Below are 23,328 nucleotides of genomic sequence, written 5' to 3' on the forward strand. Positions count from 1 at the left end.
TCGCACCTGGCGACCGGGGCAGAGCTGGCCTTCATGGCGCAGCTCGTCGTCACGGGAGCGATCTTCCTCGCCACCGCCGGCATGCGCGACGACCACGGCCTCGGCTTCGCCGGTGGCGCCCTTGCCTATGCGCCCAGGGTGCTCCTCCTCGTGGTCCTCGCCGGGTATCTGCACTGGCTGCTGTTCAGCCTGCCCGCCATGGCGCTGGCCCGGCTCCTGGCGGCCCCGCCATGGGCGGCGCTGCGGGCGGTGCTCGGGGCCGCCGCGGTCACCGCGGTCCACATGGCGTGGGCGGTCTCCGTGTGGGACGTCCCGGTCGGGTGGACGGTGGCCTGGATCGCGGGCACCGGGCTACTCCCGGTAACGGCAGCCTGGTACGCGCACCACCGGTCGCTCGGGTGGGGCGCGATGGCGGCCCGGATCGGCGCTGTCACCGGAGCTGCCCTGCTCCTCGCCGTGGTCGGCGGGTTCCTCCAGAAGTGGACCGGCTGGCACGCGTACGAGCCGCCCCGGCTCGACCGGAGCCAGTACGTCGGGGACTGGATCGGCAGCGGCGGCGCGTATCGGCTGCGGCTGGGCGAGAACGGCGAGGCCGAGGGCGACAACTTGCCGCTGGTCGACGAGAACGCCAACCCGTGGCCGTGCTCGGGTACCGGGACGTGGACCTTCATACCGCAGCCCGAGGCCGGCCGCCCGGCCCACGGCGGACCGCGGGACCGCATCACGCTCACGATCCCGGGCTGCGGCGCCCTCCGTGACTGGCAGGCGGCCGGCACGGTCGACCAGCCGCAGATGTTCGTCGTCACGGGAGACCCGGGCACCCCCTCGGTCATCACCCTGCACCGCCCCTGAGCTTGATCATTAACCTCGCTGCTGTTTTCCCCGCTGATAGGTGACTGGGCCGACCGCTCAGCCTCGAACAGAACAAGGATCGCAATGCCTCGTTGGATGAAGGCTCTCGCCGTAAGCGCCGTCCTGACGCTGGGGCTTACAGGCTGTGGGGCGACAGCCGTCCCCAGGCACTCGGGGTCACCCTCCCCGGCAAGCCCCACGCCCACGCCCAGTGAGGTCGAAGAGGTCGCCGTGCGATGGAACGCGGCTCGGCTCGGTCAGGCGCTGCCCAGCGAGTCCCACGCCCCCCAGGGGTGGGAACGCATGGAGAAGACCACATCCGTGAATGGCTGCGACATCGACAAAGGCTGCCCGTTGGCAGGTGTGACCGCCAAAGCGGAAAACCTCTTCGGCCAGTCGTCCACGGAGTCGAGGTTTACGCTGCTGGCTTTCGACACCGAGGACCACGCCTCGGCAGGGTTCAAGTCGTATGTCGCGGTAGAAGAGGACAGAGGGGGACAGACGCGGGTTCCGCTGTCGGTCCAGGCCGACGCCGATGACACCCTCGCTTACGACGACGGGTACAACATTCACGTGTTCCTGCGCGTCGGGGGGGTCGTCGCCCATCTGCTGATCTTCGATCACGAGGGCGAGCACATCTCCACCTACGAGGTACAGACGCTCGCCACGTGGCAGGTCCACCGGATCAGGACTTTGGCCGGTGGATAGGACCGCCACGGCACGGCCAGCATCCGTTGGTTCGTGTTTTCGATCCGGCCCACCGTGAAGCCGAGGAATTCGAGCTGGCGCACGTGGTTGCGTTTCCGTCGCTCGGGTCGATGCGGGAGTTCTACAGATCGCTGAGAGGCGTTTCCGCCCACCTATGCACTCAAGTAGCTCTACTGATGCTGGCATTGGGCCGGTACAGGTCTGGTCAGCGCCATCACGACGCACCCGACTCAAAGGATTCAACCGTGAGCGACCCGAGACCCACGCCGCCGTCGGCCTTTCCGCAAGCGGGCCACCGCGGGTTCGGGGTTCCGCGTGGGCCCGTCTACGCCCCCGGTGCCGGACCGCAGCGCAAACGCAGGGGCGGGCGAGTGAGCGTGGCAGTCATGCTGGTGGTCGGGCTGCTCGCCGCTATCGCGCCCCTCGCGTACACGCAGGTGCGCCATATCCTGGGCTTGTACAAGCCCACCGCGTCGTCCGACGGCGTGACGCTGCGGACGTTGCCGTTGAGCGGCCCGGTGGCGTACTCGCCCGACGGGCACACCCTGGCTGCCTGGGGTGACAAGGGCACTGTGGAATTGTGGGATGTCGACAGCGGCACGCGTCGACACATCCTGCGGTTCGCCGTCAGTACCAATGCGCCGGGGTACTCCAACGGCGAGGTGGTTTTCGCACCGGACGGCGGCACGGTGGCGATGGAGCTGAACGACGGGCAGACGATCCAGATCTGGGATACGCAGACCGGTGCCACGCGCACCGTGATCAAGGTCCCGGTCGCCCATCCCGACGGGTTGGTGCCGCTGCGCGCCAGCAAGCTGGTGTATTCACCCGACAGTCGTACGATCGCGACCACCGGTGACCATCTGCAGCTCTGGGACGTGGCCACCGGCGCGCTCCGCCACAAGATCGACATCGCAGCCAGCGATGCGGCATTCGCGCCGGACAGCAGGACCATCGCCGCCGTGGCCCACCGGCAGGGCGGCATCTGGGACGTCGCCACCGGTGCCCAGGTACACCCGCTCGACCCGCCTGGAGGGTATTTCGACTGGACGGTCGGGTTCGCGCCGGACGGACGGACTGTGGTCACCGATGGTCAAAGGGTTCAAGCCTGGGACACGGAGACAGGTGCTGCGCGGTGGTCGTCATGGGGAAGCCATCCGGTCTACGCCCCGGACGGGAGCTTGCTGGCGGAGCGCAGCGGCGACGACGTCTGGCTGGTCGATCCGGCGAGCGGCAAAACGCTCCGAACGCTACGTGGCCTGCATGGTCTCCTGATACGGGGGCAGGTGCGACAGGTTGCCTGGGCCCCGGACAGCCACACCCTGGTGGTTAGTCACCACGCCGAAAACGAGTCCTGGGCAAACACTTTGCAGGTCTGGGATGTCGAGACAGGTACCGCACTCCAGCTCCTCAAGGGACACAAAGATTACGTTTACGATGTCGCGTACTCCCCGGACGGCCGCACCATCACCACCGTCAGCAGTGACGGGACCGCCCGGATCTGGCGCGCGCCCCCTTGAGCGAGGAAGGAATCCCAACCGGTCCACCGGTTTCAGCAGGGCGGCGAAGCCGCGTACGAGATCGGCGAGTGCGGTCATCTCCGGGCAGGCCGCCGCAGTCTTCTCCAGCAGAGCGGCCTCCGTCGGGCGCAGATCTTCGGCGTTGGCGAGGAGGAGCCGGCCGGCATGGCGCGGGGTGGCCACGGGGCGGCCGCCCTCGGCGCGGCCCTGGTTGAGGCATTCCGGCCGCGTCGTGGTGGGCCCGGGCGCAGCCAGGACGCCCCCATCGCACCCCGAACCCTCAGAGCCTCCATCAGACCCGGTCAGCGGTTCACCACCAACGCGTAATCAGGCAGCGCGGACGCCGCCCCGCCGCGCAACCGAGCCTCACGACCTTCCCGGGGCCCAGCGCGGCGACCGATGTGCCGAGCCGGTTTGCCGGCGTTCGGGACCGTGGCGCGAGCCGATGCCTTCGTCCTCGCAACCGGCCCACATCGAGGGATCGTACGGAGTACGGGGGATGAAGACGATCTGCGGCTGCGCGGGATCCGGAGTCGGTGTCTCGGCCACCGCGTTCTGCCGCAACAGTTCGAGGTCCTCCCGCAGGTGGTCGGCGTCTGCCCGGGCCCGGCGGACGTCCGGGCCGTTCCCGAGGCGGATCTGGAGTCGATCCACCGCTCGGAGCAAGTCGTCGAGAGCATGCCGGGCATGCACCAACTCGTCGTGAACCGACATCGGCCCCTCACCTCCGGACGTGTTCGTGGCGGAACGTTGCACGGTCCGCCGCGGCGCGCTTGAGCATCGTCCTTCCATGCTGTCCGGGTCGGCGGACTCCGTGTATGGGCCGTCAGGCCCCTGGGCGAAGGCCGAACAGCCGGGCCAAAACATCGTCAGGTGCGGGTCGGCTCGGGGTGCAGCGCGGTTGCAGCGTTGCCTGTTCTAGCGTCCCGGTATCGGACGTGAAAGGAGCCCAGGACCATGTCCGCATCAGTGACCCTGCGCAGCCTGCTCGGCCTGACCGGCCGGCCGGCGGCGCTGAAGGACTCCGTACTGATCATGATTGACTGTCAGAACACCTACCGGCGGGGTGTCATGAGGCTGGAGGGCGTCGAGGACGCGCTGGCCGAAGCGGCCCGAATGCTGTCCCGGGCACGCGCGGCCGGCGTCCCGGTCGTCCACGTCAGGCACGACGCGGGCGAGGGGTCGCCCTACGATCTCGGTGCCGACATCGGCCGGATCAGCGCCGAGGTGGCGCCCGCTCCGGGTGAGCCCGTCATCACGAAGGATCACCCCAGCTCGTTCTTCGGGACCGATCTGGACACGCGGCTGCGGCAGACGGGCCGCCAGGACCTCGTCCTTGTCGGCTTCATGACGCACATATGCGTCAACTCCACCGCACGTGACGCCTTCAACCTCGGTTACCGGCCGACGGTCGTGGCCGCCGCGACCGCCACCCGCGAGCTCGCGGGAGCGGACGGCAGGCCGGTGACGGCCACGGAGCTGCAGGAAGCCTCGCTCGCGGGGATGGCCGACCTCTTCGCCATCGTGGTGGGAAAGGCCGACGACGTCCCGGACTGAGGCCCGGGACGTACTGCAACGGACGCTGGGCCCCGCGCCCTCGGAGGTGACGGCCGAGGTGCACGAGGGGAATCCCCATCATCGAACAGCTGTATGGGCCGGCCGGCGGCCGGTGGAGACTCCCGGATTGGCCGCAGGCGCCGCGCGCCCGGCCTGCCGGGCGCGCGGCAGCCGGGCAGCGGCATCGGACGGCACTCGCCCGGGCCGTGTCCTCGCGCGGGTACGGCGCCGCCGACCGTGACCTCGTACGGGCCGGTGGTCGTCGTGCCGGGCATCGGCCTCACTTCCGCACGTCCCCTGTTCATGACCGGACGCCGGTAACGCCCGGTCACGGGGCCGAAGGTCCTCAGTGGCAGGCCCCATGGGAGTCGCCGCCAGGGTCTGTGGCACTCATGATGGAGAAAGAGACACCTGGCTCTCCGGCCACACGTTCGCGGAGTTGTCCTGCGGCGCACCACGTCGTGATCGAAGGTCGGCCTCCGCCCGGGGAGATAGGGAGGAAGCCATGAAGATCGCAGTGCTGACAGGCGGCGGTGACTGCCCCGGTCTCAACGCCGTGATCCGCAGCGTCGTCCGCAAGGGCGTCCAGGAGTACGGCTTCGAATGCGTCGGCCTGCTCGACGGCTGGCTCGGCGCCCTCCGCGGCAAGGTGATGCCGCTGGACATCGCCGACGTGCGAGGGATCCTGCCACGCGGCGGAACCATCCTCGGTTCCTCCCGCACCAACCCCCTCAAGCACGAGGACGGAGTGCGGCGCATCCAGGACACCCTGGCCGCGCACCAGATCGACGCGCTCATCGTGATCGGCGGCGAGGACACCCTCGGCGCGGCCACGGAGCTGAGCCGCCAGGGGGTCAAGCTGGTCGGCGTACCCAAGACCATCGACAACGACGTGGCCGGCACCGACTGCACCTTCGGCTTCGACACGGCCGTCGGCATCGCCACCGAGGCCATCGACCGCCTGCACACCACCGCCGAGTCGCACATGCGGACCCTGGTGGTGGAGGTGATGGGCCGCCACTCCGGGTGGATCGCCCTGCACGCCGGCGTCGCGGGCGGCGCCAACGTGATCCTCGTCCCGGAGCGGCCGTTCGACATCGACCAGGTCTGTGCGTGGGTGAAGAACCGCTTCAAGATCAACTACGCGCCGATCGTCGTGGCCGCCGAGGGAGCCGTGCCCAAGGAGGGACAGATGATCCTCAAGGACCGGTCGCTGGACGAGTACGGCCATGTGCGGTTGTCCGGCATCGGTGAGTGGCTGGCGCAGGAGATCGAGGGGCGCACGGGCACGGAAGCCCGCACCACGGTTCTCGGCCATGTCCAGCGCGGCGGCACCCCGAGCGCCTTCGACCGGTGGCTGGCCACGCGCTTCGGGCTGCATGCCGTCGACGCGGTGAAGGACGGCGCCTTCGGCACGATGGTCGCCCTCCGCGGCACCGAGATCGTCCGTGTCCCCCTCGACGAAACCCGGGGCAGGACCAAGGTGGTGGATCCGTCGCTGTACGACGAGTTCGAGGTGTTCTTCGGCTGACGCGAGGGTCGCTCGACCCCCGTCAGGGGTCCAACGGGCTCTGTCAGACGATCACGCCGCACCGCACGGTGGGCAGTGAACCGAGAGAAGGCCGTACGTACCTCCTGGGGGTGCAACGATGACGGACATCCAAGGCTTGCTGGGCGACGACGCCAAGGACCTGCTGGGCCACACCGCCCAGGGGATTCCCGGGGAAGACCTGGTCCTGCCGGGCCCCGACTTCGTCGACCGGGTGGTGGCCGCGACCGACCGCTCGCCCCGGGTGCTGCGCAACCTGCAGGCCCTCTTCGACCACGGTCGGCTGGCCGGCACCGGGTACGTGTCGATCCTGCCGGTCGACCAGGGCATCGAGCACTCCGCGGCGTCCGCGTTCGCCGCCAACCCGCGCTACCTCGACCCCGCCAACATCGTCGAACTCGCCGTCGAGGGCGGCTGCAACGCCGTCGCCAGCACACTCGGCGTGCTCGGAGCCGTCTCCCGGCGCTACGCGCACCGGATCCCCTTCATAGTGAAGCTCAACCACAACGAACTGCTGACCTACCCGAACCACTACGACCAGATCCTGTTCGGCGGTGTCCAGCAGTGCTTCGACCTCGGCGCGGCCGGCGTCGGCGCCACCGTCTACTTCGGTTCCGAGCAGTCGGACCGGCAGTTGCAGGAGGTCAGCGAAGTCTTCGCACGCGCCCACGAACTCGGCATGTTCACCGTCCTGTGGTGCTACCTGCGCAACCCGGCATTCAAGAAGGACGGCACGGACTACTCGGTGTCGGCCGACCTCACCGGCCAGGCCAACCACCTCGGCGTGACCATCGAGGCAGACATCGTCAAGCAGAAGCAGGCCGAGAACAACGGCGGCTACCCCGCGCTCGGCTTCGGCCGCACCGATCCGCTCGTGTACGACAGGCTCACCTCCGACCACCCGATCGACCTCACCCGCTGGCAGGTGGCCAACTGCTACATGGGCCGCGTCGGGCTGATCAACAGCGGCGGCGCCTCGTCCGGTCAGGGCGACCTCGCCCAGGCCGTCCGCACCGCGGTGATCAACAAGCGGGCCGGCGGCACCGGCCTCATCACCGGTCGCAAAGCCTTCCAGCGCCCCACCGGCGAGGGCATCGAACTCCTCCACGCCGTCCAGGACGTCTACCTCGACGACAGCGTCACCATCGCCTGATACCCGGGCCCGGACGGGGGGCGCCTCACGCGTTCCGTGCGCAGCCAGGTGGCGCAGCTGTCGCCGTCTCGCGGAGTCGTGAACTCTCGCACCACGTCCGGTTTCCGGGGACGGGGCGAACGACTCTCGACATCGTTGCCCGCAGATCCGGGTTCGTCCTCACATGTGTCCCGACGCCCCAACGGCGGACCGTGCCCGAGTGCTGGTCCGGTGATGGGTGAGGCGGCTGGTGACCGCCACCACGCCGTCCACGTGACCGGCGATCCGCGCCGCGAGTTCGGCGTCGTCGCGCCGTTCCAGATGCCCCCTCAGTGTCACCACTCCCGCGTCGACCCCGACGTCCACCACGTAGCGGGGAACATCGAGCCCCAGGGCCACCCGTCGGGTCACCTCGCGGCGGATCTCCTCGTCCGTGCGCAGGAAGACCCGCAGCAGGTCACCGCGGGTGACGATGCCGACCAGACGGTCCTTGTCGTCCACCACGGGCAGCCGTTCCACGCGATGCTCGCGCATGATCTGCGCGGCCTCCGTGACGTAGTGGTCCGGAGTGGCGGTGATCGCGGGCCGGGTCATCAGGTGATCCGCGGTCCTGGCGCGGGCCTTGGCCGCGGCCGTGCGGGCCGCGCGAGTCAGCTTCGGCCGACGGACGTGCCTGCGCTCGTGACCCTCGACCTGTTGCGCCTGATGCTGCAGGAGATCGGTCTCGGAGATCACCCCGAGGACCCTCTCCTCGTCGTCCACGACGGGCAACCCGCTGATGCGGTTGTCCGACAGCAGCCGGACGACCGCCTTGAACGGCGTCTCGCCGTGGGCGCGCACGACCTCGTGGGTCATGACGTCCTTGATCCTGCAGTACATCATCGCCCTTTCCTCCCTTCGTCCTTCGGCTTGCGGTCCCGTCAGTCGTCCTCGGCCGACGGGTGCGAGAACGACCGGGCAGTGCGCCCCGTGCAGCAACGCGTACGTGGACGAGCCGACCTGGGACCGAGCCTTCGCCTGTGCCGGCGGCCCGCTCGGCCGCTCCACACGGTGTCGATCCGCACTCCGACCTCCGGGAACTTCTCCCGGTAGCGCGGCGCGCGCAGGCTGCCCGACGGCCATCGACGAGAACATCGGGGAGAACGGGCACGTCCAGGCCGGCGTCGACGGCCACGACGCCGGCGCCCCTCGGCTGGAGCACCGCCCGGCTCTCCGTGAGGACGTCGGCCGTGAAACAGCGGATGCCCGCGCCCCGTTCCGCCCCTGCCAAGTGCGCGACCAGCAGGGTGCCGACTCCGCGGTCATGCCAGTCGTCCGCCACGGCCGGGGCGGTCTCCGCACTGGCCGGCTCGGGCGACCGGTCGACGGCGGTGCCGTACTCCGCGATGCCCACGATCCGCTCACCGGCCCGGGCCACCAGCGCCAGGTAGCCGGCGCGCGGCGGCGAGCACGTCTCGGCGGCAGCCTGACCCGCCGAGCGCCGGCCGGCGGCGAAGAACCGCAACCGCAGACTCTCCGGCGACAGTTCCCGGTACAAGCAGAGCGCGCGTGGTCATCCGCGCGCGCCGGCCCGATCAGCAGCGTGGTGCCGGCTGCCGGCAGCGTGTGACGCTGGGGTGTGGACAGCGTGCTCGGCATCGCCGTTCGACTCTTTTCTCCTCCTCGGCCGGTTGACGTCTGGTCAACTCCTCATTCACTCCCATCCTTTGACGGTGCGCCGCACGACGCTTGAGCCCAACGGGTCACAGATCACGCCTACCGGCCCATTACCGCCGAGCCGGTCAGACGTTCGCCGTCCCCGCCCCTTCCTCAACCACGCCGCCGCTGACCGCGCATGGGCCGATCGGCCCGGAGCCGGGGCCTTCGAGTCCCTGCGGGCGGTGCTCCCCACCGCCGATGCTCGGTGGTGAGCCCGCGAGGCGGTCGTGTGGCCTCTCCGCGCGAAGTGGGTCACAACCGGAGCTCCCGCACGACGCCCTCCCATGAGCCGTTCTCATGCCAACGACTCCGGGAAGGCGGCCGCCTCGCGGGTGCGCGCCGATGAGTACGAATCCGACGACGGAACGGCGGTACCGGCCATGACCGCTCTGCGCTCACCCGCCGATCACGCACCCCATTACCTGGTCCGCGCGGCCGTCATGGCGCCCTCCCTCTACAACACCCAGCCCTGGCGCTTCGTCAGCCAGGACGGCGAGGTGCAGTTGCACGCCGACACCTCTCGTCGGCTTCCGGTCACGGACCCCGTCGGCCGGGAGCTGGTCATCGGCTGCGGCGCCGCCCTGTTCAACATGCGGATCGCCATGCGGCATCTCGGCTTCCTGCCCCGGGTCCGCGTCTTCCCGGACACGGCCGCCCCCTGGCATCTGGCGACCGTCCGCTGGGGACCGTATCTGCGGCCGGAAGCGGCCGAGGAGGCGATGTACGCCGCTCTGACCCGCCGGCACACCCACCGCGGCCCGTTCCAGCCGGACCCGCTGCCCGTCACGCTGATCCGGGAGCTGCAACAGCACGCTCGCCACGAGGGCACCGAGCTGTCGCCCCTCAGCAGCACCGAAGATCTGCGCAGGGCCGCCGAACTGATCCGTACGGCCGAGGCCGTACGCCGCAGCCACCCCGCCTACAGCCTCGAGCTGACCAACTGGACCACCCCACGGGGTAGCGCCCGCCACGACGGCCTGCCCTCCGACACCTTTCCGCGCGACCCCGACACCACCGCCTTCGCCGGACGCGACTACGCCGCGCACGCCCGCCTGGGCTACGGGAAGGACATCTCACCCCGGCCCGCTCGTCCGACCCTCGGTCTGGCCGCCCTGCTGAACACCGGGCAGGATCTCCCCGAGGACTGGCTGCGGGCCGGACAGGGCCTGCAGCGGGTTCTGCTGCACGCCGCCGCCCACCACGTGTGCGCGGCCCTGCACACCCAGCCACTCGAACTGCCGGCGCTGCGCGAGCAGTTGCGCCGCACGTCCGCGGCCGGACGCCACCCGCAGATCGTCCTGCGGTTCGGCTACGTCGGCCTCGTGCGCCCCACGCCCCGGCGCCCGGTCCGGGAGGTCCTCTCCCGTCGCTCGCCCCTGGCCCTGTGATCATCGTCCCGCGCGGAGGCGTCCCGGTCGCCCACGAGATCGCCCGGCGCCTCGCACCGGACGGGCCCCGGCTGCGTGAACTTGCGCGGGAGACCGAGGACTGGACCGGCCCGGCGCGGACGGTGACGTCGTCCTCGTGGACGACGGCATCGTCACCGGCGCGGTGACAAATGTGTCCGGCCGGCGTCCCCCTCCCGCCGCCGGCCGGACACCGGATCCCCGCCCACCACGCGGGAGGAAGCCGGGCAGGGAAAGCCGGTCCGAGATCGGCGTGCAGGGGTCGGCCCACATTCGGCCGGGGTCCTGGGCTTGGCACAAGACGTTAAACCACCGTCAGCCGACCCAGGAGAGCCGAAGGAGACACCTGAGGAGGCGTACCGGCCTATTGACGTATACGACACATCACCAGCCGGTGAGAACGTACGGGGTCGGACGCCCTCGAAGCGCGTGAGCCGTTCCGCCGGCATCCGCGGGCCCGGTACCAGGCGGCTGAAGGAACTGGCGGCGGACTGTCGTCCGCTGAGGTTCGTGCCACAGCCGTGCCGGATGCATGACCTCACCGGTCTCGAAACACCAGGTCAGCGGCGTGACGCGGTTGTTCCCGTCTGGATCTGTGCCGACGGCCACAGCGAGCGGGATGCACGTAGGCCCATACTGAGCCATGACAAAGCCCGTGACACCGAAGCGTCATTTGCCTACCAGCCCCTTCAAGGCCCCGGTCACACCGGCTCCCAAGCACTTCGCCATGGGGGACCAGGTCACACACGACGTGTACGGCCTCGGCCGGGTGGTCGGCATCGAGGACGGAATCGCGGCTCTCGTGGATTTCGGCTCGGCGCAGATGCGGATCTTGAGCCCGTACGCCAAGATGACCAAGCTGTAGGACCGCTGTGCCCGGTCACGGCACGCCAGGCCCTATCAGGGACCTGTAACGAAAGGCAGACCCATCATCGACCCGACGTCGCTGTTCTCCGCTCTGGAAGGGCAACCCCGCCGTTCCACCGCAGTATCGCCGCCTCCGACGACAGAGCCCTTCCAGGCCCCGGACTTCGGAGAGGACGAGATCTCCTGGTCCGAGGATGCACAGGAGCCCGCCCCGCGCACGCGTGCGGCGCGACCCAAGGCCGCCTAGCGGTCGCTAGCGGTGGTTTCGGCAGCTGCCCGCGGGCTGTCCGGTTTGCTCCCAGCCGCGTCCCGCCGCCCATCGGTGCGACGGGCGGCGGGTCGGCGGGGCGTCAGGTCGAGGTGGGCGGCGCCGGGCGCGTGCCGGGGACGGCTCCGTAACCCATCTGCCCCGGGGTGTCGCCGTCCTGGCCGTAGACCTGTACGCGGTAATGGGAGGTGGCCCCGGCCGGTGCGGCGGTGTCCAGGTAGGACACGGCGGTGCCGGGCAGGGTCGAGGTCAGCTCGTCCCACACCTGGGTGGCGGGGTTCCAGCGCTGGACCGCGACCGAGGACGGTTCCGGGCACCACTCGCTCTGGCAGAACCACGTCCAGGTGAGCAGCACACCGTCCGCGGAGCCGCTCGCGGCCAAGGCCATGGAGGCGCCGTAGCCGTCGCCCACCCACGGCAGCACCGCCGCCTCGGAGCGCACCCCGGCGGCGTCCACGGCCACCACCGCGTAATAGGCGTTGGAGGACGGGTGGGGCGCGGCGGTGTCGGTCACGGTGGTGCCCGTCACGGGCTGGTCCTGGATCCGTGTACCGGGGTTTGCGGCGTCACCCCAGTAGCGGTGGACCAGGTATCCGGTGGCGCCGGAGACGGGCTGCCAGGACAGCACCGCGTGGTCGCCGTCCTGCCGGGCGGCCAGCCCTGCCGGCCAGGAAAGGACCGCCCCCGCCGAAGCTGCGGCGCATGGTCCAGCGGACGCCGAAGCGGTCGTTGGGCAGGGATATCCCGGCGGGGTGGCCCCTGCCCCAGTTCTCGTTGACGGATGTGTCGCACAGTGACTTGCGGGGTGTGCCGGTGAGGGTGGCGTTGGGGTAGTAATCGGCTTTCCACACCCCGTTGGAGCAGCTCAGGGACGCGACCGGCGCTGCGTCCGGCCGGGCCTGGGACGGAGTCCGCACGGTACCGGCGATGAGCGCGGCTCCTGCCGCGGCCGCGGTGACCGGCCACAGCAGCCGATGCGGCGCCCGGACACGGGATTGCGGGGGAACGGGTCTGCCCATCTGGGGCGTCATCCTTCCTCAAGCCCGGTGCGCCACCTGCGACTTGACGGCTCGGATGATCCAGCGGGTGATCGCTTTCTGCCCTTGGGATGATCGCATGCGAACTGGTGTTCCCGTGCGAAATCGTGCAGAAATCGCACAGATATCGTGCCCGACACCGGAGGCGCTCGCCGTTTCGAGGGGCGCAACTGCTGGAACTGCACACGCGATTGAGGTGCACTGTTCCTGCTGAGCGGGACCCCGGGAGTGCATTCCGGCCGCGACACGGGGGATCATGGGGTGGGAGGCAGACCGTGACCGCTGAACCGACGCGCATCGTCCCGCTCACCGAGGCGCACGCCGAAGAGGTGCTGGAGATCTATCGTTCGGGCATCGAGGAGGGCGACGCCACCTTCGAGACCGAGCCTCCGACCTGGGCCGCCTTCGACAAGGCCAAGCTGCCCGGCCACCGCTTCGCCGCCCTCGGCACCCTCGGCGGCAAAGCGGAGCGGGTCCTGGGCTGGGTGGCCGTGAGCGGCGTCTCGGACCGGTGTGCGTACGCCGGGGTCGTCGAGCACTCGGTGTACGTCCACCCCTGCGCCCGCGGCCGGGGCGTGGCCCGCGCCCTCCTGGACGCGTTGATCGACTCGACCGAGCGGGCCGGCATCTGGACCATCCAGTCCGGGATCTTCCCCGAGAACACCGCCAGCCTCGCCCTGCACGAACGCGTGGGCTTCCGCGTCATCGGCACCCGTGAGCGCATCGGCCGGCACCACGGCCGCTGGCGCGACGTCGTCCTCGTCGAACGCCGCAGCCCGCGGATCGGCTGAGCCGGGGCGCGGACGCCGTCGTCAGTTGTTCCACGTCTCGTCGTACGGATCCCGAGGCGTCGCCACCGGTTCGGCGCGGGTGACCTCGATGAACGGGATGGGGCCGTTGTTGACCGGGTCCTTGGTCTGCTTGGCCGTGTAGGTGCCGGTGACGCGGAGCCAGGTGTCCGGCTGCAGGACCGGGGGGATCTGCCCGGTCAGGCCGATCTTGACCGGCTGGGCGTCGGCGGCACAGCAGCTGAGGGCCATGCGGACAAGGTAGGGCGTGCCGTCGTGGTCCAGGGCGACGAAGCCGGTGAGCTGGATGCGGCGGCCGGCGAGGGTGCGGCCGTGGTCGTAGACCGCGCGGCCCGCGTAGTCGACCACGCCGAGGCGCAGGGGGTCGGCGGACGGCAGGGCGGGGTAGGCGAGCGGCGGCTGCAGGGCCGTACCGGTGCGGGTCGCGCTGTAGGAGCCGAGGGCCGGCGGGGCGACGAGGATCAGGGCGAAAAGAGGGAGGACCAGGAGCCAGGAGACGCGGGGTTCGCGGTGAGGGTGCGCGGCCTGTTCTGCGTCGTGTCCGGCCTCCCCGTGGGACTCCTGCTCGGGCGCCTCCGTCCTCGTCCCGCGCCGCTCGTACCAGGCCGTCGCCAGCGCAGCCGCTATCAGTACCGCACCGGACGCCAGGAGCAGCGGTTGCAGGCCCGCCTTGACGTAGCGCAGGTAGAGATCGGTCGTGCCCGCGTGCAGCAGGGCCGCGCCGAGGAGGAACAGGACCGCCGCCTGTGCCTGGCGGTTCACAGGAGCACCGCCCCGGTCAGCACCGCCACCACGACGGCGAGCACGAAGGTGGCGGGGGCGAAGCGCAGCGCGAAGCCGCGGCCGAACGTGCCCGCCTGCATCGCGAACAGCTTCAGGTCGATCATCGGGCCGACGACCAGGAAGGCGAGCCGGGCCGTGAGCGAGAACTGGGAGAGCGACGCCGCGACGAACGCGTCCGCCTCGGAGCAGATCGACAGGATCACGGCGAGGACCGCCAGGGCCAGGACCGAGACCACCGGGTTGTCGGCCGCGGTGCGCAGCCAGCTCGCCGGGGCGATGGCCTTCAGGGTCGCCGCCGCCATCGCGCCCACGACGAGGAAGCCGCCCGCGTGCATCACGTCGTGCCGGACCGACCCCCAGAACGCCGCGCCCTTGCCCTGACCGTCGTCGTGCGCGTGGGTCGGCGGGCGCAGCCAGTCCGTGCGGCCGAGGCGGTGCCACAGCCAGCCCATCGCGCACGCCACCAGCAGGCTCGCCACGAAACGGGCCAGAACCATCTCCGGGTCGCGGGGGAAGGCGACGGCGGTCGCCGTCAGCACGATGGGGTTGATCGCCGGCGCGGAGAGCAGGAAGGCGAGCGCCGCGGCCGGGGTGACGCCCCGCCGGACCAGCGCCCCGGCCACCGGGACCGACGCGCACTCGCAGCCCGGCAGCACCGCGCCCGCCATCCCCGCGACCGGCACCGCCAGCGCGGGGCGGCTCGGCAGGGCGCGGGCGAAGAAGGACGGCGGGACGAAGACGGCGATGGCCGCCGACAGCAGCACGCCCAGGACCAGGAAGGGAAATGCCTGCACGACCACCGCCACGAACACCGTCATCCAGCTCTGCATGACGGGCGCGGAGAGGGCTTCGCGGATCGGTCCCTGGAGCAGGACGACGAGGACCAGCACCAGTGTCAGGGCGAGGGGGGAGGTGAGCCTACGGCCGTCCGCGTCGGGGGGCTCTGTGTTCCGGTCGGCCCGCGGCGGGGCTTCTTCGGTGATGGCCACGGGTCGGGTACCTCCGGGTCGCCGTGTTCTCCCTGGTTCTCCCTCCCCTTTCATACGGGATGGCGGAAAAGGGCGTTCATCCGGGACGGCGGGAAGCGACGATGATTCACATCCCCACGTGCCCTTTGGAACCTCCCGTCCCGGTGGGGCAGTCTTCTCCCTCGTGGGGAGCGTTCCGAATCAGGGTCTGCCGACCGATGTCGGCGCGCACATGGTGGTCTGCGGCGACGACGGGCTCGCGCACCGGCTGGCCGCCGAACTGCGTGGGGTGTACCGCGAACAGGTCATGCTGGTCGTACCGCCCTCCGAGCGCGCGGTACGTCCGCCGGTCGTCGGGCGGGCCCGGGCGGTGTCGGCGGCGCTGCTCGACAGGGTGGTGAGCGCGGCGGTCAACCGGGCGGCGGGGAACGGCGGTAACGGTGGTGGTGGTGATGAACCCGCCGGGAATGAGCGGGTGATCGAGGCCGACGAGCCGACCGAGGCCGTGCTCGCCGAGGCGGGTGTGCATCGGGCGGCCGCGCTCGCGCTCGTGTACGACGACGACGAGGCCAACATCCGCGCCGCCCTCACCGCCCGCCGGCTCAACCCTCGGCTGCGGCTCGTGTTGCGGCTGTACAACCGGCGCTTGGGGCAGCACATCGAGGAACTGCTGGACCAGACGGCCGCGTTGGCCATCGGGATCGGGGAGGGCGACGGAAGCGAGGGCGGGGCGGCGGGCTCCGGGGACGGCGACGCGTCCACGACCGTCCTGTCCGACGCCGACACCGCCGCGCCCGCGCTGGCCGCGGCCGCCGTCGCCGGTACCACCAAGGTCGTCCAGACGGACGGCCTGCTGCTGCGCGCGGTCGAGCGGCCGCCGCCGGGTCCCGGCCAGGTCGCCGATCCCGGCCTTGCCACGCTCGCGCTGCTCTCCGCGACCGGCAACGACCCGGCCGGCGCGGACGGTTCGGAGAGCAGCGGCGAGCAGGGGCCGCGGCTGCTGCCGGACGCGGCGGCGGTACGCAACGCCACGGGGCGTGGGACCGTCGTCCTGGAGCAGGTGTCGTACTCCGCCGGACCCGCACTGCCGACCGGGCGGGGCGTCGGGGTCGTGGCGCCGTTCGCCTCGCTGTTCTCGCGGCGGCTGCGGCTGTCGCTGGCGGGTCTGGTCGGGTGTGTGCTCGGGCTGGCGGTGGCGCTGTGGGCGGTGACGGGGGTGCATCCGCTGGGCGCGCTGTATCTGACGCTGCTGGATCTCTTCGCCGTCAACGATCCCGCGATCGGGGCGTCCACCGAGCGGCAGGTGCTGCAACTCCTGTCCGGACTCGTCGGGTTGCTGCTGCTGCCGGTGCTGCTGGCCGCGGTGCTCGAGGCGCTGGGGACGTTCCGCGGCGCGGGCTCGCTGCGGAAGCCGCCGCGCGGGCTCGGGGGGCATGTGGTGCTGCTCGGGCTGGGGAAGATCGGCACGCGTGTGCTGACGCGGCTGCGTGAGCTGAACATCCCCGTGGTGTGCGTCGAGTCCGGACCCGAGGCGCGCGGGCTCGCGGTCGCGCGGCGGCTGCGGGTGCCGGTGGTGCTCGGGGACGTCACGCAGGAGGGCGTCCTGGAGGCCGCCAAGATCCACCGGGCGCATGCCCTGCTCGCGGTGACGAGCTCGGACACGACGAACCTGGAGGCCGCGCTGTACGCACGGTCCGTGCGGCCCGATCTGCGGGTGGTACTGCGGTTGTACGACGACGACTTCGCGACCGCCGTGTACCGGACCCTGCGGGCCGCGCATCCGCATGCATCCACCCGGAGCCGGAGCGTGTCCCATCTGGCGGCGCCCGCGTTCGCCGGGGCGATGCTGGGGCGCCAGATCCTGGGGGCGATTCCGGTGGAGCGGCGGGTGCTGTTGTTCGCGGCCCTGGAGGTGGGCGGCCATCCGCAGCTGGAGGGGCGGACGGTGGCGGAGGCGTTCCGTGCGGGGGCGTGGCGGGTGCTGGCGCTGGACGCGGTGACGGACGAGGGCGCGGGCGCGGGCGCGGGCGGTGAGGAGGTACGGCCTTCCGGGCTGGTCTGGGATCTCCCCGACACGTATGTCCTGCGGAGCGAGGACCGGGTGGTGCTGGCGGCCACCCGGCGGGGGTTGGCGGAGTTGCTGGGGCGGCGGGGGCGGGAGGCGCGGGTATAGGCGAGGCGGCCTGCGTTCCTCGCACCGCCCAGGGGGCTCTCCGCCCCCTGGGCCCCCGGCCTTTGCCCACCACCACCCGACTCGGTCGGCTGAAGAGGCGCCCTCGAGGGTCACCTCCTGGCCTGTCTACTTCGGCAAGTGGCGGTCCGCGAAGTCCAGTTCCAGGCGGACCTGTTTGATCCGTTCGTCCACGACCAGGGAGCCGTGGCCCGCGTCGTACCTGTAGACCTCGTGGACCGCGCCCCGTGCCTCCAGGCGCTTGACGTAGTTCTCGATCTGGCGGATGGGGCAACGGGGGTCGTTGACACCCGCGGAGATGTAGACCGGCGACCGGACCTCGTCGACGTAGGTCAGCGGGGACGACGCCTCGAAGCGTTCCGGGACCTCCTCCGGCGTGCCGCCGAGGAGCGTGCGGTCCATCGCCTTCAGCGCCTCCATCTCGTCGTGGTAGGCCGTGACGTAGTCGGCGACGGGGACCGCCGCGATGCCCAGCGTCCACGCGTCCGGCTGGGTGCCGAGGCCGAGGAGGGTGAGGTAGCCGCCCCAGGAGCCACCGGTGAGGATGAGCCGGGCGGGATCGGCGAGGCCGGAGGTGATCGCCCAGTCCCGTACCGCCGCGATGTCCTCCAGTTCGATCAGGCCGACCCGGTGCTTCAGCGCGTCCGTCCACGCCCGGCCGTACCCCGTCGAGCCGCGGTAGTTGACCCTGATGACCGCGTAGCCGTGGTCCACCCACGCCGCCGGGCCCGCTGCGAAGGAGTCGCTGTCGTGCCAGGTCGGGCCGCCGTGGATGTCGAAGACCGTGGGGAGGGGGCCGGTCGCCCCGGCCGGTTTCTGGACCAGGGCGTGGATGCGGCCGCCGGGGCCCTCCACCCATACGTCCTCCACCGGCACCGAGCCCGGGGACTTCAGGCCGGGCGGGTCCAGCACCACGTGGCCCGTCGTCGAGCGCACCGCCGACGGTGCGGCCGCGGACGACCAGAGGTACTCCACGCTGCCGTCCGGGCGGGCGGTCGCCCCCGACACCGAGCCCGCCGGAGTCGCGATCTTCTCCAGCGCGCGGGCGGCGAGGTCGTAGCGGAAGAGTTCGCTGCGGGCCTCGAAGCTGTGCGCGATCAGCAGCCCCGTACCGTCCGGGTACCACTCCGCGCTCACGTCGCCCGGCAGCTCCAGCGCCAGGTCGGTCTCCTCGCCGGTGGCCACGTCCCACACGAGCGGCTCCCAGCGGCCGCGCCTCTGGTGGCCGATGAGCAGCCGGGTGTCCCCGTCGACGGGGGCGAAGCCCAGGACCTCCAGGCCAAGTTCCTCGGTGCCGCCCTTGGTGTCGTCCAGCTCGGCGACCGCCGTGCCGTCGGGACGCAGGACACGCAGCGCCGAGTGCATGGCGTCGCCGTGCTCGGTGTGTTCGACGGCGACGAGTGTGCCGTCGTGCGACAGGTCCCCCACAGCCGCCGACTCGCGGTGGCGGTAGATCTCCACGGGCGGCTCACCGGTGCGGGCCAGGTGAATCGTCGTCCCCTCCTCGTCCGTCGAGCGGCCCACCACCGCCGTACGGCCGTCGCGGCCGAGCGCCAGGCCGGCCGGGTACGAGGGGTCGAGGCCCGGTGTCGCGAGCTCGTCCTCGCCGCCCGCGAACGGCTGGCGGCGCCAGACGCCGAACTCGTCGCCGTCCTTGTCGTCGAACCACCAGATCCAGGCGCCGTCCGGGGAGAGCACACCGTCCGTCGTGCCGTTCGGCCGGGCCGTCACCTGGCGCTGCTCGCCCGTCGAGCGGTCCCAGGCGTACAGCTCGTACGTCCCCGTCGCGTTCGACACGAACAAGGATCGGTCCGGCGAGTCCTCCGCCCAGTCGGGCAGCGACACCCGGGGCGCCCGGAAGCGCTTCTCCCAGTCCGGCATCTCCTCGTGCCGCTCCGGCGCGGCGGACCCGTTGCTCTCAGTCATGCCCCCATACTGCCTGGCCCTGCCGACAATTCGCTGGCCAGGTCCCCAGCTTGTGGATAACTGCCGCCCATGCCGACCTACGCTCCCGACGACTGGCACGAAGCAAACCGCGCCCACTGGGACGAGAGGGTCCCCCTTCACGCCGCAGGCGCTTTCTACGACCTGGACGGGTTCCGGGCGGGCGCCGACCCCCTCCGCGACTTCGAGCTCGCCGAGGTCGGGGACGTCACAGGCCGGTCCCTGCTGCACCTTCAGTGCCACACGGGCCTGGACACCCTGTCCTGGGCCCGGCGCGGGGCCGCCCGGGTCGTCGGGCTCGACTTCTCCGCACCGGCCGTGGAGACCGCCCGCGCCCTCGCCACCGACCTGGGCTTCGGCCAGGACCGGGCCGCCTTCGTCACCGCCGACGTCTACGACGCGGCGGAAGCGGTGCCCGACCCCGCGTACGACATCGTCTACACCGGTGTCGGCGCGCTGTGCTGGCTGCCCGACGTCCGGCGCTGGGCCGAGACGGCCGCCTCGCTCGTCGCCCCCGGCGGCTTCCTCTATCTCTCCGAGTTCCATCCGGTCACCGAGGTCCTCGACGACGAGACCGGCTCACGGGTGGTCCGCGACTACTTCACGCGCGACGCCCAGATATGGGACTACCCCGGTACGTACGCGTCCGAGGTGACCGGCACCGTCCACAACCGCAGCGTGGAGTGGCAGCATCCGATCGGCGAGGTCGTCTCCGCCCTCGCCGCGGCAGGACTGCGCATCGAGTTCCTGCACGAGCACGCCGTCTCGGTGTTCCAGCGGTTCGAGACCTTCGAGCAGCGGGACGGCTACTACCGCTTCCCGGCGGACCGGCCGGGCCTTCCGCTGATGTACTCCCTGAAGGCGACCAAGACTTGAGAACCTGCCCCCGATCCGGCGTTTGCGCAGTTCAAGGCGATTGTCAGTGGCGGCGGGCACACTGCTTGGCATGACCGACACGACTGATCTGCGCAAGACCGTCGAGAGCTTCTGGGCCGCCGCCGAGGCCCGGGACTGGGATGCGTTCGCGGGCACCCTGGCCGAGGACGTCGTCTACACGCTGCCGCAGACCCGGGAGCGGATCCGGGGGCGTGAGATGTTCGTCCGGTTCAACCGGGAGTACCCGGGCGACTGGCACCTGCGGATCGAGCGGATCGTCGCGGAGCCGGGGCAGGTGGTCAGCTGGATCCACTTCACGGTGGGGCTGGAGGAGATGTACGGCATCTCGTTCTTCACCGGGGACGGCAACGGGCGCATATCCGCGATGACCGACTTCTGGCCGGAGCCGTACGAGCCGCCGGCGGGCCGGGACCACCTCACCGAGCGGTACTGACTCACCGAACAGCTCACCGAAGGGTGCCGACCCGGCTGCGACCCCGCGGCCGCACGCCGTATCCGCGCCCCGTACCGTTGAGGGCGTGTACCGGTTTCTGCTGACGCCCCGCTGGTGGGGCATCAACGTCTTCGTGCTGCTGGCCATCCCCTTCTGCGTCTTCATGGGGTCGTGGCAGCTGAGCCGGTTCGAGGCGCGGGTCGACGACCACCGCGAGGCGAGCGCGCAGGCCGCGTCGGACGAACGGGAGGCCGCTCGTCCGCTGGCGGAGCTGCTGCCGGTGGACAAGGCGACCTCGGGCGAACAGGCCACCACGACCGGGCGGTACGACAAGCAGTTCCTCGTACCGGACCGCGAGCTGGACGGCAGGAGTGGGTACTACGTGCTGACGCTGCTGCGGACCGACGGTGGCAAGGCGCTTCCGGTGGTGCGGGGGTGGCTGCCCGGCGACGCCGACGCGGCGAAGGCGCCCGCTCCGCCCTCCGGTGAGGTCACCGTCACCGGAGCGCTGCAGGCTTCCGAGTCGCCGGGGAACAACGGCGGGCGTGGCGCCGGGGGCCTGCCGGCCGGGCAGACAGCGGCGATCAGTGCGGCGTCGCTGGTGAACCTCGTGCCGTACGACGTGTACGACGCGTGGGTCACGCTGAACGAGGGCGACTCGGGGATGAAGGCGGTGCCCGCGAGCGCACCGGCCGGCTCGGGCCTGGACCTGAAGGCGTTCCAGAACCTCGGCTACACCGGGGAGTGGTTCGTCTTCGCCGGGTTCGTGGTGTTCATGTGGTTCCGGCTGCTGCGCCGGGAGATGGAGTTCCAGCGGGACGCGGAGCTGGGGCTCGTTCCGGACGGGGAGAGCCCCTCGGCTCAGGACGCCGTCAGCACACCAGTCCGGTAGATCTTCCCCGAGCACGCGTTCGGCACGGTCGCCGTGACCGTCGGGGAACCCGTGTCCGCGGTGTGGGAGACGACGACGCTGCCGTCGGCCGTGCCGTCCGCCGTGACCAGCTGGGTGGAGGTGCCGGTGTCGCCGCCGGTGGACGTGCCGGTGCCGGCACTGGCGTCCTGGGTCGGGCTCGGGCTGGCCGTCGTACCACCGCTGTCGCCGCCGCCACCGGTGGTGGGGCAGGTCTCCGAGGGAACCCAGGCGAACTTCACCTCGTAGGCCGAGCCGGGGCTGAGGACGAGCTGGGAGACGTAGAGGGAGGGGTCGGGCAGCGCGGCCGCCGTGTCCCCGGCGGTGTGCTCCACCACGCTGATCTTCGTGGCGTCGGCGGCGCCCTGCGTGGCGAAACTCACGGTGCCCTGACCGCCGACGGTACAGCCGGCGTCGGAGACGTTGGCGACGCGGAACGTGCCGTAGACGGTGCCGGCCGAGTCGGCGGCTTCGACACTGGAGGCGGTCGAACCGAGCTGATCGGCGGTGCAGGCGGGGGCGTTCTTGGAGCTGGTGGCCGAGGGGTCCTCGCTCGCGCCGCTGCCGCTGCCGCTGCCCGTGTCCTTGTCGTCGCCCTTCGTGCCCCCCTGGCCCTTGTCCGTGGCCGTGCCCGAGGAGCCCCCTGAGGTGCTCTCACCGCCGTCGGGACCCTTGCCCTCGCTCACACCGCCCTGCATCTGCGAGCTGTGCCCGGCGTTGGACGTGTTGGCGCTGGAGCCGGTGGCGTTGGAGACGTGCACGAGGGCGGGGACGGCGGTGCCGATGAACAGGGCCGCGGCCGCCATGCCGACGGCGGCCTGTCGCTTGCGCACCCGCCGTGCGGGTACCGCCCGCTGGAGGTGCTCCAGTGTGCCGTCGCGCGGCTCGATCTCCTGGACCGCCTGGTGCAGCATCCGGCGCAGTGCCAGCTCGTCCGAGTCGAGCCCGGCGGGGCCCTGGTCGTCGAGGTGGTGGTTCACGGTTTCGTTCCCAGCGTGCGATTGCTTCGGCTCTTGCTTGTGCGACCACGTCGGCTCGTGCCACGCGTACGGCTCGTGCCGCTCGTGGGAGTCCCGTCCCTCGGCTTCCCCGGTCACGCCGGCGCCTCCATCGCGGTGCGCAGGGCGGCGATGCCCCGGGAGCCGTACGCCTTGACCGACCCGAGCGAGATACCGAGGGTCTCGGCGACCTGCGCCTCGGTCATGTCCGCGAAATAGCGCAGGACGAGGACCTCGCGCTGGCGGCGCTGCAGGCCCTTCATCGCCTTGATCAGGGAGTCGCGCTCCAGCTGGTCGTAGGCCCCCTCCTCGGCGCTGGCCATGTCCGGCATCGGCTTGGACAGCAGCTTGAGGCCGAGGATGCGGCGGCGCAGGGCGGAGCGGGAGAGGTTGACGACGGTCTGGCGCAGGTACGCGAGGGTCTTCTCCGGGTCGCGGACGCGCTTGCGGGCGGAGTGGACGCGGATGAAGGCCTCCTGGACGACGTCCTCGCAGGAGGCGGTGTCGTCGAGGAGGAGGGCGGCGAGACCGAGCAGCGAGCGGTAGTGCGCCCGGTAGGTCTCGGTGAGGTGGTCGACGGTGGTACCGGCCGCCGCTACGTCCTCGACGCCGTTACGTTGCTGGGGTACGCGGGTGGGCCGCGCCGCGGGCATGGGCGCGATCACCGGCATGCCACCGGGCGCCCCGGCCAAGCGGGGCCGGGCGGCCCGGCGGGGCGGCCGCAGGGCCGTACCGCGGGTAGCCGATGGGGGTCCCCCCGCTCGAGCGAAGTCGAGAGTGGGGGAGAAGTCGAGTACCTGT

Annotated in this window: 22 protein-coding genes; 14 read left to right on the forward strand and 8 right to left on the reverse strand. The window is 71.2% G+C overall.

The genetic code is table 11. The features are described from left to right. Positions 1–33 precede the first annotated feature (33 nt). The 3 genes from ABZO29_RS20820 (at position 34) to ABZO29_RS20830 (ending at position 3,080) form a co-directional block, all read left to right on the forward strand. A complete protein-coding gene (locus ABZO29_RS20820; protein WP_367321703.1) occupies positions 34–852 on the forward strand; it encodes a hypothetical protein in 819 nt (272 codons plus the stop codon). A 303-nt stretch (positions 853–1,155) separates the two neighbouring features. Continuing rightward, on the forward strand, positions 1,156–1,560 hold the full coding sequence (locus ABZO29_RS20825) for a hypothetical protein (RefSeq protein ID WP_367321704.1): 405 nt from the start codon (positions 1,156–1,158) through the stop codon (positions 1,558–1,560). A gap of 371 nt (positions 1,561–1,931) precedes the next feature. Then, positions 1,932–3,080, forward strand: a complete 1,149-nt coding sequence (locus ABZO29_RS20830; RefSeq protein WP_367321705.1) for a WD40 repeat domain-containing protein — start codon at positions 1,932–1,934, stop codon at positions 3,078–3,080. A gap of 366 nt (positions 3,081–3,446) precedes the next feature. On the opposite strand, the gene ABZO29_RS20835 is transcribed toward ABZO29_RS20830, so the two are convergent. Beyond that, positions 3,447–3,794: a hypothetical protein gene (locus tag ABZO29_RS20835; RefSeq protein ID WP_367321706.1), complete on the reverse strand. Its 348-nt coding sequence runs from the start codon at positions 3,792–3,794 to the stop codon at positions 3,447–3,449. Between the two features lie 243 nt (positions 3,795–4,037). On the opposite strand from ABZO29_RS20835, the gene ABZO29_RS20840 reads away from it, so the two are divergent. From ABZO29_RS20840 to ABZO29_RS20850, 3 genes are all read left to right on the forward strand, one after another. Continuing rightward, complete coding sequence (locus ABZO29_RS20840; RefSeq protein ID WP_367321707.1) at positions 4,038–4,637, forward strand: cysteine hydrolase family protein; 600 nt, start codon at positions 4,038–4,040, stop codon at positions 4,635–4,637. Between the two features lie 505 nt (positions 4,638–5,142). After that, on the forward strand, positions 5,143–6,168 hold the full coding sequence (locus tag ABZO29_RS20845; RefSeq protein ID WP_367321708.1) for a 6-phosphofructokinase: 1,026 nt from the start codon (positions 5,143–5,145) through the stop codon (positions 6,166–6,168). Positions 6,169–6,286: 118 nt separating this feature from the next. Further along, a complete protein-coding gene (locus tag ABZO29_RS20850; RefSeq protein WP_367321709.1) occupies positions 6,287–7,339 on the forward strand; it encodes a class I fructose-bisphosphate aldolase in 1,053 nt (350 codons plus the stop codon). 159 nt (positions 7,340–7,498) lie between these two features. On the opposite strand, the gene ABZO29_RS20855 is transcribed toward ABZO29_RS20850, so the two are convergent. Further along, positions 7,499–8,200, reverse strand: a complete 702-nt coding sequence (locus ABZO29_RS20855) for a CBS domain-containing protein (RefSeq protein WP_367321710.1) — start codon at positions 8,198–8,200, stop codon at positions 7,499–7,501. A 1,100-nt stretch (positions 8,201–9,300) separates the two neighbouring features. On the opposite strand from ABZO29_RS20855, the gene ABZO29_RS20860 reads away from it, so the two are divergent. The 3 genes from ABZO29_RS20860 (at position 9,301) to ABZO29_RS20870 (ending at position 11,287) form a co-directional block, all read left to right on the forward strand. Next, entirely contained in the window at positions 9,301–10,404 is a 1,104-nt protein-coding gene (locus ABZO29_RS20860; protein WP_367321711.1) for a hypothetical protein, read from the forward strand. Then, complete coding sequence (locus tag ABZO29_RS20865) at positions 10,401–10,571, forward strand: hypothetical protein (RefSeq protein WP_367321712.1); 171 nt, start codon at positions 10,401–10,403, stop codon at positions 10,569–10,571. Before ABZO29_RS20860 ends, ABZO29_RS20865 begins: the two co-directional genes overlap by 4 nt. Positions 10,572–11,065: 494 nt before the next feature. Continuing rightward, the gene (locus ABZO29_RS20870) at positions 11,066–11,287 is read left to right on the forward strand and encodes a hypothetical protein (RefSeq protein WP_367321713.1); all 222 of its coding nucleotides are present in this window, start codon (positions 11,066–11,068) and stop codon (positions 11,285–11,287) included. A gap of 352 nt (positions 11,288–11,639) precedes the next feature. Here ABZO29_RS20870 and ABZO29_RS20875 read toward each other — a convergent pair whose 3' ends face one another. Next, positions 11,640–12,185, reverse strand: coding sequence for a hypothetical protein (locus ABZO29_RS20875; protein ID WP_367321714.1), 546 nt, complete (start codon positions 12,183–12,185; stop codon positions 11,640–11,642). A 684-nt stretch (positions 12,186–12,869) separates the two neighbouring features. Between ABZO29_RS20875 and ABZO29_RS20880 the strand changes: the two genes are divergently transcribed. Continuing rightward, positions 12,870–13,385 carry an N-acetyltransferase family protein gene (locus ABZO29_RS20880; RefSeq protein ID WP_367321715.1) on the forward strand — a complete coding sequence of 172 codons (516 nt, stop codon included), beginning with the start codon at positions 12,870–12,872 and terminating at the stop codon, positions 13,383–13,385. A 21-nt stretch (positions 13,386–13,406) separates the two neighbouring features. Here ABZO29_RS20880 and ABZO29_RS20885 read toward each other — a convergent pair whose 3' ends face one another. Together ABZO29_RS20885 and ABZO29_RS20890 are read right to left on the reverse strand one after the other, a co-directional pair. After that, positions 13,407–14,165: a TIGR03943 family protein gene (locus tag ABZO29_RS20885; RefSeq protein ID WP_367321716.1), complete on the reverse strand. Its 759-nt coding sequence runs from the start codon at positions 14,163–14,165 to the stop codon at positions 13,407–13,409. After that, positions 14,162–15,175 carry a permease gene (locus tag ABZO29_RS20890; protein ID WP_367321717.1) on the reverse strand — a complete coding sequence of 338 codons (1,014 nt, stop codon included), beginning with the start codon at positions 15,173–15,175 and terminating at the stop codon, positions 14,162–14,164. Before ABZO29_RS20890 ends, ABZO29_RS20885 begins: the two co-directional genes overlap by 4 nt. A 211-nt stretch (positions 15,176–15,386) precedes the next feature. On the opposite strand from ABZO29_RS20890, the gene ABZO29_RS20895 reads away from it, so the two are divergent. Further along, on the forward strand, positions 15,387–17,327 hold the full coding sequence (locus tag ABZO29_RS20895) for an NAD-binding protein (RefSeq protein WP_367326186.1): 1,941 nt from the start codon (positions 15,387–15,389) through the stop codon (positions 17,325–17,327). A 126-nt stretch (positions 17,328–17,453) separates the two neighbouring features. Here the strand turns inward: ABZO29_RS20895 and ABZO29_RS20900 are convergent, their stop codons facing one another. Then, positions 17,454–19,271 carry a prolyl oligopeptidase family serine peptidase gene (locus ABZO29_RS20900; RefSeq protein ID WP_367321718.1) on the reverse strand — a complete coding sequence of 606 codons (1,818 nt, stop codon included), beginning with the start codon at positions 19,269–19,271 and terminating at the stop codon, positions 17,454–17,456. Positions 19,272–19,340: 69 nt separating this feature from the next. On the opposite strand from ABZO29_RS20900, the gene ABZO29_RS20905 reads away from it, so the two are divergent. The 3 genes from ABZO29_RS20905 to ABZO29_RS20915 all read left to right on the forward strand — a co-directional run bounded on the left by ABZO29_RS20905 (position 19,341) and on the right by ABZO29_RS20915 (position 21,511). Then, positions 19,341–20,165, forward strand: coding sequence for a class I SAM-dependent methyltransferase (locus ABZO29_RS20905; protein ID WP_367321719.1), 825 nt, complete (start codon positions 19,341–19,343; stop codon positions 20,163–20,165). A gap of 70 nt (positions 20,166–20,235) precedes the next feature. Continuing rightward, positions 20,236–20,619 carry a nuclear transport factor 2 family protein gene (locus tag ABZO29_RS20910; protein ID WP_367321720.1) on the forward strand — a complete coding sequence of 128 codons (384 nt, stop codon included), beginning with the start codon at positions 20,236–20,238 and terminating at the stop codon, positions 20,617–20,619. A gap of 85 nt (positions 20,620–20,704) precedes the next feature. Then, positions 20,705–21,511 (forward strand): SURF1 family protein, encoded by an 807-nt coding sequence (locus ABZO29_RS20915; RefSeq protein ID WP_367321721.1) that lies wholly within the window; start codon positions 20,705–20,707, stop codon positions 21,509–21,511. Here ABZO29_RS20915 and ABZO29_RS20920 read toward each other — a convergent pair. Together ABZO29_RS20920 and ABZO29_RS20925 are read right to left on the reverse strand one after the other, a co-directional pair. Further along, a complete protein-coding gene (locus ABZO29_RS20920; RefSeq protein WP_367321722.1) occupies positions 21,481–22,626 on the reverse strand; it encodes a hypothetical protein in 1,146 nt (381 codons plus the stop codon). The two genes, ABZO29_RS20915 and ABZO29_RS20920, sit on opposite strands and share 31 nt — an antisense overlap. Then, on the reverse strand, positions 22,623–23,198 hold the full coding sequence (locus tag ABZO29_RS20925) for a SigE family RNA polymerase sigma factor (protein WP_367321723.1): 576 nt from the start codon (positions 23,196–23,198) through the stop codon (positions 22,623–22,625). The genes ABZO29_RS20920 and ABZO29_RS20925 overlap by 4 nt, the downstream gene beginning before the upstream one ends. Positions 23,199–23,328: the final 130 nt, after the last annotated feature.

It is taken from the genome of Streptomyces sp. HUAS ZL42 (assembly GCF_040782645.1).
Taxonomy (GTDB): domain Bacteria; phylum Actinomycetota; class Actinomycetes; order Streptomycetales; family Streptomycetaceae; genus Streptomyces.